This window comes from Mesorhizobium sp. M5C.F.Ca.IN.020.32.2.1 (assembly GCF_004023105.1).
GTDB lineage: Bacteria > Pseudomonadota > Alphaproteobacteria > Rhizobiales > Rhizobiaceae > Mesorhizobium > Mesorhizobium wenxiniae.
In genome coordinates, this window is record NZ_RZSX01000193.1 from 1 (window position 1) to 8,493 (window position 8,493).

At 62.4% G+C, this 8,493-nt stretch carries 8 protein-coding genes; 4 read left to right on the forward strand and 4 right to left on the reverse strand.

The genetic code is table 11. From position 1 onward, the window contains the following. The first annotated feature begins 291 nt into the window (after nt 1-291). Both EOA86_RS12320 and EOA86_RS12325 read left to right on the forward strand, forming a co-directional pair. Nucleotides 292-1,083: a GH25 family lysozyme gene (locus EOA86_RS12320; RefSeq protein WP_128341882.1), complete on the forward strand. Its 792-nt coding sequence runs from the start codon at nt 292-294 to the stop codon at nt 1,081-1,083. Between the two features lie 80 nt (nt 1,084-1,163). Further along, nucleotides 1,164-2,342 (forward strand): lytic murein transglycosylase, encoded by a 1,179-nt coding sequence (locus EOA86_RS12325; protein ID WP_128341884.1) that lies wholly within the window; start codon nt 1,164-1,166, stop codon nt 2,340-2,342. A gap of 6 nt (nt 2,343-2,348) precedes the next feature. Here the strand turns inward: EOA86_RS12325 and EOA86_RS12330 are convergent, their stop codons facing one another. After that, a complete protein-coding gene (locus tag EOA86_RS12330) occupies nt 2,349-3,242 on the reverse strand; it encodes a LysR family transcriptional regulator (protein ID WP_128341886.1) in 894 nt (297 codons plus the stop codon). 131 nt (nt 3,243-3,373) lie between these two features. Between EOA86_RS12330 and EOA86_RS12335 the strand changes: the two genes are divergently transcribed. Next, complete coding sequence (locus EOA86_RS12335) at nt 3,374-4,105, forward strand: SDR family oxidoreductase (RefSeq protein WP_128341888.1); 732 nt, start codon at nt 3,374-3,376, stop codon at nt 4,103-4,105. 10 nt (nt 4,106-4,115) lie between these two features. Here EOA86_RS12335 and EOA86_RS12340 read toward each other — a convergent pair whose 3' ends face one another. Continuing rightward, nucleotides 4,116-5,336 (reverse strand): alanine racemase, encoded by a 1,221-nt coding sequence (locus EOA86_RS12340; RefSeq protein WP_029351502.1) that lies wholly within the window; start codon nt 5,334-5,336, stop codon nt 4,116-4,118. Nucleotides 5,337-5,552: 216 nt separating this feature from the next. On the opposite strand from EOA86_RS12340, the gene EOA86_RS12345 reads away from it, so the two are divergent. Beyond that, nucleotides 5,553-6,455, forward strand: a complete 903-nt coding sequence (locus EOA86_RS12345; protein WP_128341890.1) for a DMT family transporter — start codon at nt 5,553-5,555, stop codon at nt 6,453-6,455. 479 nt (nt 6,456-6,934) lie between these two features. Here EOA86_RS12345 and metF read toward each other — a convergent pair whose 3' ends face one another. Next, the gene (gene metF, locus EOA86_RS12350) at nt 6,935-7,852 is read right to left on the reverse strand and encodes a methylenetetrahydrofolate reductase [NAD(P)H] (RefSeq protein ID WP_128341892.1); all 918 of its coding nucleotides are present in this window, start codon (nt 7,850-7,852) and stop codon (nt 6,935-6,937) included. Then, nucleotides 7,852-8,493, reverse strand: a 642-nt coding sequence (locus EOA86_RS12355) for a class I SAM-dependent methyltransferase (protein ID WP_164891701.1), incomplete at its 5' end; no start/stop codon positions are given. The genes EOA86_RS12355 and metF, both read right to left, overlap by 1 nt.

The following is an 8,493-nucleotide window of genomic DNA, read 5'->3' on the forward strand; positions in this document are numbered from 1 at the left end:
CGCTCATTTATGCCATCGATTTGCCGCCATTGCTTCGGCAAAAATGCGGTTCCTGTCGAGCGCCGTCAACGGAATATCAACCATGATCGGCGATCATTGATGCGTGTCGCCCAAAAGTGCGCAGCGGTTTTGGGATAACGACATGCATAAAAAACAAAGGATAAAGCGCGTCGAAGCGCGCGCTTTAATATGGGAGCGGTCCTGTGGGGCGATCGCTTGGGGGTATGGTCGAGGGACCCACCTGCAGCAACAACCCATCAGCGGCCGGCTGAAACCGGTTCAGGAGTAGCGATGCGCCGTTTCGCGGCTTTCATCATGCTGACGCTGCTGGGCGCCTGCTCGACCGTCGACGATCTTGCGCCGTCCCTGCCGAGCGCCCCGACCGTTACGGTGCGCGCACCCCGTTTTGACGACTCCGACCCCCATAAGTGGGAAAGCGGGGCGCCGTGGAGCTATGCCGTTCACGGCACCGACGTCTCGAAATACCAGACCTCGGTCGATTGGCCGGCGGCCAGGGCCAGCGGCATTTCCTTCGTTTTCATCAAGGCGACGGAAGGCGGCGATCGCTTCGACGAGTATTTCAACGAGCATTGGAGCCGCACGAAAGCCTCAGGAATCCCCCGGGCGGCCTATCATTTCTACTATTTTTGCACGCCGGCCGCCACGCAAGCGCGGTGGTTCATCAAGAACGTGCCCAAAGACCGTTCGGCGATGCCGCCGGTTCTCGACATGGAATGGAACCCGCAATCGCCGACCTGCAAGCTGCGGCCCGATGCGGCCACGGTGCGCAGCGAGATGAGCACATTCCTCGAAATCGTCGAAAAACACTATGGCAAGAAGCCGATCATCTACACCTCGATCGATTTCTTCGACGACAACGGCCTATCGGCCTTCCGTGGCTATCCCTACTGGCTGCGTTCGGTGGCCGGCCACCCGCGCAAGAGATACGGCAGTCACCCGTTCACTTTCTGGCAGTACACCGGAACCGGTATTGTGCCGGGCATCCCCGGCAAGGCCGATATCAACGTGTTCAACGGCTCGGAAGCCGCCTGGAACAAGTGGCTGCGGCAGAACACCCGTTGACAGCGGGCCTGCCGCCTGCTTTTCGACACAGCCAAATGAAGGATGCTTGCAACCGCTGGTGATCTTCTTGGGGGATGGCGATGCGATTGCGCTTGGAAATTCTCGCGGCGCTGCTTCTGGCCGCTACGGCGGCGCCGGCGGTGGCACAGCAATGCGGCGGCGATTTCGAGGCATGGAAGCAGGGTGTAGCGGCGGAGGCCAGGAACGCCGGGGTCGGCACTGCCGGCCTTGAGGCGCTGGAAAAGGCCACCGCCGACAAAAAGGTGCTGGCGCGTGACCGCGCCCAGGGCGTCTTTACCCAGACCTTCATCGAGTTCTCGATCCGGATGATTTCGGCTTACCGGCTGAAGCAGGGCGCCGCCAATCTGAAAAAATACGCCGACGTCTTTGCCCGCGCCGACCAGGAATTCGGCGTCCAGCCGCCGATCATCGCCGCCTTCTGGGCGCTGGAGACCGATTTCGGCGCCGTGCAGGGCGATTTCCACACGCTGAACGCACTGGTCACGCTCTCGCATGACTGCCGCCGCCCGCAACTCTTTCGCCCGCAGATCACGCCGCTGCTGACCCTCATCGATCGCGGCGTCGTGCCGGCCGATGTCACCGGCGCCTGGGCGGGGGAAATCGGCCAGACACAGATGCTGCCGTCCGACTATCTCGGCCGCGGCATCGACGGCGACGGCGACGGTCTGGTTGACCTGCGCAGCAGCGCGCCGGATGTGATCATGACCACGGCCAACAAGATCATGTCGCGCGGCTGGAAACGCGACCAGCCCTGGATCGAGGAAGTCCGCGTGCCCGAGGACATGCCATGGGACCAGACCGGCCGCACCAACAAGCTGCCGCTGACGCAGTGGGCTCAGTGGGGTGTCACCAACCCCAACGGCACGCCGCTTGTCGACAACGGCCTAAAGGCAGGCCTCGCGCTGCCCATGGGCCGCAAGGGGCCGGCTTTCCTCGTCTACGACAATTTCGACGTCTACCTCGAGTGGAACCAGTCCTTCACCTATGCGCTGACCGCGGCAAATCTCGCCGCGCGGCTGGCGGGTGCGCCGCAATTCGATCCGCGCAATCCCGAACCCGGCCTCGACGGCGATCAGATGAGGGCATTGCAGACAAAGCTCGAGGCCAAAGGCTATGACGTGGGAACGGTCGACGGCATCCTGGGCACCAATACCCGCGAGGCGATCCGCAAGGAGCAGAAGCGGCTAGGCTTGCCGGTCGACGGCTGGCCGACACCGGAGCTTCTGGCGAAGCTTTAAAGCGGGTCATCGCCTGGCAAGCAGGAAATCGATGAAGGCGCGCAGGGCCGGTGGAACCTGTCGAGAGCTCGTATGATATAGGTAAAAGCCCGGAAATCGGGGTGACCAGGCTTCGAGAAAACGGATGAGCTTGCCGGCTTCGATCCACGGCCGAACTTGGTAATCCAGCATGTAGGCCACGCCGACCCCATCCAGGGCCGCCCTGATCATCAGTTCCGTGTCGTTGACCGTCAAACCGCCGTTGACGGCTATTTCCAAGGCGCGTTGGCCTCGCGCGAACTCCCATCGATAGATGTTGCCGCCACCGGGCCACTGGAAATTGATGCAGCGGTGCTGATGCAACTCCTGCGGATGACGAGGTATGGTCCGGTTCTCGAGATAGGCTGGAGCGGCCACCGCGGCCATCTGCAAATCTTCGCTCAGCTTCACCGCCACCATATCCTTCTCCAGCCGCTCGCCGAGCCGGATTCCGGCATCGAACCGCCCCTCGACAATGTCGGTCAGCATATCGTCGATGATGACGGTCAGCGCGATATCGGGATAGGCGCGCTGAAAATCGCCGAGGATGGGAGCAATGAAACGCATGGCAGCGATGCGTGGAACGTTGATGCGCAGCGAGCCTGCCGGCCGATCGCGTGATGCATGAGCGTCGGCGACAGCGCCTTCCAGTTCGCTGAATGCCGGAGCGAGGCGGGCAAACAGCGTTTCGCCTGCTGCGGTCGGCGACACGCTGCGGGTCGTGCGGTTGAGCAGCCGGACACCGACACGCTCTTCCAGCCCGCGGATCGTCTGGCTAAGCGCTGGCGGCGAAACCCTGAGCCTGGCCGCGGCGCGGACAAAGCTGCCCTCCTCGATGATCGCTGCAAACGCCTTGAGCTTGGAAAACTCGGTTCCTCGCATTATATACCTCCAGCTTAACGAGTTGCTTAGATAATAGCCCATTATTTGATCAATAGCATGCTCCTAGCTTTCGAGAGATGGAACCGTCGCTCTATTGAAGCGGCCGCAACACCAGTCGAAAGGAATGCTTCATGTCTCAGTCGCTCAAAGGCAAAACCGCGCTCGTGACGGGCAGTTCGCGCGGCATCGGCCGCGCCATCGCCGAGGGGCTAGCGGCAAACGGGGCGACCGTCGTCGTCAACTATGTCGGTAACGAGAAAGCCGCCCAGGAGGCCGTTGCCGCCGTCCGCGAGAGTGGCGGAAAAGCTCTTGCCATTCAGGCCGACATCTCCAGCGTTTCCGACATCCGCCGGCTGTTCGATGAGACCGAAAAGCAGATGGGGGCAATTGACATCGTTGTCGCCAACGTCGGCGTCGCCGTCATAAAGCCGCTGGTCGAGGCCACCGAAGCCGACTTCGACCACGTCTTCGGCGCCAACGCCAGAGGCACCTTCTTCACGCTTCAGGAAGCGGCGCGCCGCGTGCGCGACGGTGGCCGCATCATCGCCGTCTCTACCGGTGGAACCAAGATGTTCTTCACGCAGACGGCCCTTTATCTCGGCAGCAAAGGAGCCGTCGAGCAGTTCGTCCGCGTCCTCTCGCGCGAACTCGGGCCGCGCCGCGTCACCGTGAATGCGCTTTCGCCAGGCTTTACCGACACCGACCTGCTGCCCGAGCGAGATCGCGCGATCGCCGCCGGCATGTCGCCTTTCGGCAGGATCGGAGCGCCGCGCGATGTTGCCGACGTCGCGGTTTTCCTCGCCTCCGACCAAGCCCGCTGGCTGACCGGCGAGAACATTCAGGCCGGCGGCGGAGTGGCCTGACCTACATGGTCTAATCCGCCATCGTCTCCAGGCTGGCAAACCCTTGCGGCGCGTCCCCTTCGTCGAACGGCGTCGTCACTTCGACGAAGGTGTCGGGATAGAAGCCATTGAAGCGTGTCCTCAGCGACAGCGAATAGGCGCCGATATGACCGATCTCGATCCAGTCGCCGGTATCGACCGTTTCCGGCAGCCAGAACGGCCGCGACAGGATATCGACGGAATCGCAGGTCGCGCCGCAGACCTTGAACGGCACAATGGTCTTCTCCTCGCCATTGCGCGAACGGATCGCCGGGTCTGGGATGAAGCGCGCCGGCAGCGTGATCTTGCCGGTCCATGAATCCGACAGCGACGCCCAAATGCCGTCATTGATGTAGAGCCGCTTGCCCTTGCGCAGCAGCACGCGCACGATCAGTGACAGGCAGCGCGCCACGATCACCCGGCCCGGCTCCGCCACCAGCGGCATCTGGTCGAACTGATATTCGTTCAGGTCGCCCGACAGCCGCGACATGATCTGGCCGAGCGACGGCATCTCGATCAGCTTGCGGTTGGGATCATGGCCATATTCGGCGGGAAAACCGCCGCCGACATCGAGCCCGGCAATGTCGAAGCTGACGCGGTTGCGCACCCAGTCGGCCGAGGCCAGCGCCCGCTCATAGGTGTCGGGATCCTCGATCTGGCTGCCGACATGGAAGCACAGCCCGACCTTGTAGCCCGTCCGGTTCAGCCGTTCGGCCAGCTCGACCGCATTGGCCGGTCCGGCGCCGAATTTCTTCGACAGTTCGTAGGCGGCCGATCCTTTTGTCTGGATGCGCACGAATACAGTGATCGCACCCGGATCGATATCGAGCGCCCGCACCACGCGGGTCAGCTTGGTGATCTCGTCCTCATGATCGAGCGAGATGACCCGGATGCCATATTTCTCCAGCGCCAGCTTGATATCCGACTGTGCCTTGACCGGATGCATGTAGAGCATCTCGGCGTCGGGCGAGACCGCGCGCACGGCGGCGAATTCGCCGGGCGAGGCCACGTCGAAAGTGCCGACGCCGGCCTCAACCAGCGCCTTCAGCACGATCTGCTCGCCGTTGGTCTTGACCGCATAGGCGGTCTTGCCGGGAAACATGCCCATGAACTGCGCGGCGTCCGCCTTCAGCACCTGCGGGCGAAAGCAATAAATCGGATCGTCCGGGCGAAGCGCCAGCGCCGCTTCGCGCGCATTTTCGAATCGCTGCATGGACGAATCCCTTGACCTAGACTGCGCACAATTAATCCAACCTATGCGGGAATGAAAACAATTCTGTGTCTCGCGGCCCGAACGCCGCGGCGCTACGCCAGATGATGGGAATGCTAGCCCACCGGTCTGGTTTCGGGTGGCCCTTGCCGTCGAACAGGATATGACCTGAACAGACGCCTGATTGGCTTGATTCAGAGCCATCTGGGAGGACGATCCATGGCAATGCGCGGACCTATGGCCCTGAAAGACTGGGCACAACTTCTGCTGTTAGGTGCGATCTGGGGTGGCTCGTTCTTCTTTGCCCGCATTGCGGTTGCCGAGATTCCCCCGCTGGTGCTGGTGCTGTTTCGCGTCGCCATCGCGGCGCTGGCGCTGCATCTCTATCTCGGCCAGCGCGGTCCGTCGTTCCGCCTCGCCTTGCCGCATGCCGGTCTGTTCTTCCTGCTGGCGCTCGTCAACAACGTCATTCCCTTCTCGCTGATCTTCGCCGGCCAGACCGAACTTGGCGCCGGTGTCGCCTCGGTGCTCAATTCGACGACGCCGTTCTGGACGTTAATCCTCGCCAACGCGCTGACATCAGACGAAAAACTCTCCTGGAACAAGCTTGCCGGGATCGCGCTCGGCATCGTCGGCACGGCGGTGATGATCGGTCCCGGCCTCCTTGCCGGGCTGGGCGGACCGGTCTGGGCGAAATTCGCGCTGGTCGGTGCGTCGCTGTCCTATGCGGTCGCCCTGATGATTGCCCGCCGCTTCAAGGGCGTGCCTTCATCGGTCATCGCCACGGGACAATTGACCGCCTCGACCATTATCATGATCCCGATCGTGCTGCTTAGCCACGGCACTGCCAACCTGTTTTCGGCCTCGCCGCCGGTGTGGGCAGCGGTGTTGGCGCTGGCCCTGCTGTCCACCGCCTTCGCCTACATCCTTTATTTCAACCTCGTCGCCTCGGCCGGCGCCACCAACGCCTCGCTGGTCACGCTGATCGTGCCGGCCAGTGCCATCCTGCTCGGCTTTCTGTTCCTGGGCGAGCGGCTCGAATTGTTCGAGCTCGGCGGCATGGCACTGATCGCGATGGGCCTCGTCACCATCGACGGCCGCCTGTTCGGCCGCCAGCATTAGAGCTTCGTATTGGACGCGCAAACGACGCTCTAACTCGTTGAACTTCGCATCGACCCGAAAATCGATTCCGACCTTCGGCTACGGTAGCGCTGTCATATCCATCCTCGCCCCAGCTTCGTCACATTTTATGCACAGGTCCGAAGCGGGATTTTGCCGAAGAGTTTCAAGACCTAACGGCAAATGGCCGGTCGTGAATTCCACAATGTCGTCGCATTGCAGCATATTTTCCGCTTGCCTGTGGCACAAATGACCCTAGACTCTGGCCATAGCTCTTTAAGAGGAGGCTATGACGTGGGACTCACGAGGCCAATCAACGCATTGATGATCTGTGCTGCGTTTGCATTCATCGGAGCCCTAATTATGGGTTTTCTTCCGTAGACCCGCCAAAGCAACGGAAGATCCGCACCGAATAGTCCAAGTCATTGAAAAGGCCGGGTTTTTACCCGGCCTTTTTTGCATTTCCAAAGACTCGACGAGACTTACGCCGCAGCAGACCCCGCAGCTTCAGCCTCATGCGAGCGGATGCCGATCATGTGGCAGACGGCGAAGACCAGATCGGCCCGGTTCATCGTATAGAAATGGAAATCACCGACGCCGCGCTCGACAAGGTCCAGCACCTGCTCGGCCGCCACCGCGGATGCCACCAGCGCATGCGTCTGCGGGTCCTTCTGTAGCCCGTCGAAGCGCTCGGCCAGCCATGCCGGCACCAGCGCGCCGCAGCGCGACGAGAAATTGGCGACCTGGGTGAAATTGTGGACCGGCAATATGCCCGGCACGATCGGGATGTAGATGCCGGCCCGCCGTGCCCGCTCGACATAGCGCTCGTAGAGGTCATTGTCGAAGAAGAACTGGGTGATCGCCCGCGTCGCGCCATTGTCGACCTTGCGCTTCAGCATGTCGATGTCGGTGGCGAAATCCGGGCTCTCCGGATGCTTTTCCGGATAGGCGGAGACCGAGATGTCGAAATCGCCGACACTCTTCAGCGCTCCCACCAGTTCGGCGCCATTGGCATAGCCGTCCGGATGCGGACGGTAGGCGGCGCCGACGCCCTCGGCCGGGTCGCCGCGCAAGGCGACGAAGCGGGTGACACCCATCTCGGCAAATTCCTGAATGACCTCATCGACCTCGTGACGCGCCGCATCGACGCACGTCATGTGCGCCGCCGGCGTCAGCGCCGTTTCGTTGAGGATGCGCTTGACCGTGCGTGCCGTGCGCTCGCGGGTCGAGCCGCCGGCGCCATAGGTGACGGAGACGAATTTCGGCTTGAGCGGCTGCAGCCGGGTAACTGTGTCCCACAGCCGTGCTTCCATTTCATCGCTCTTCGGTGGGAAGAACTCGAACGAAACCCGGATCTTGTCACCAATGTCAGGGCGGCGGGAAAAGCGGAACTGGTTCATCAGGCGGTTTCCCCTATCGGATAGGCATTGGCCGGTTGTGCGTGGTTGGAAGGATCGGCGATCAGCATGCGCTGGTCACGGCCGAGCCACAGTTTTACGGTGAGCCTGGCCTCGTTGCCGCCGCGCGGCTCGAATTCCTGGCTGTCCTCGAGGTCGAGCCCGGCATCGGAAAACCACTCGGTGATCTGCCGGTCGGAAAAGCCGAGCCGCACATGCGCGTGCGCGTCGCGCAGGAATTCCAGCGCGTGCGGAGCGAAATCGACGATCACCAGCCGGCCTGCCGGGCGCAGCAGCCTTGCTGCCTCGCGGATGGCGCGGGCGGGATCGTCGAGATAGTGCAGCACCTGGTGGATTGTAACGAGATCGAAGGCATCGCGCTCGACCGGCGGCGCAAAAATGTCGCCCTGGCGCACCTGCGCATTCGAAATGCCGGCCTTGTCGAGATTGGCGCGCGCCACCGTCAGCATTTCGCGCGACATGTCGATGCCGATGCCGCGCCGGTAGAGCGGCGAAAAGATCTCGAGCAGCCGCCCGGTTCCGGTGCCGAGATCGAGCATCGACTGGAACGGCCGCTTGCCGACGAGCTTGAGCAGCGCCGCCTCCACGGCGCGGTCCGGCACATGCAGCGAGCGGATATGGTC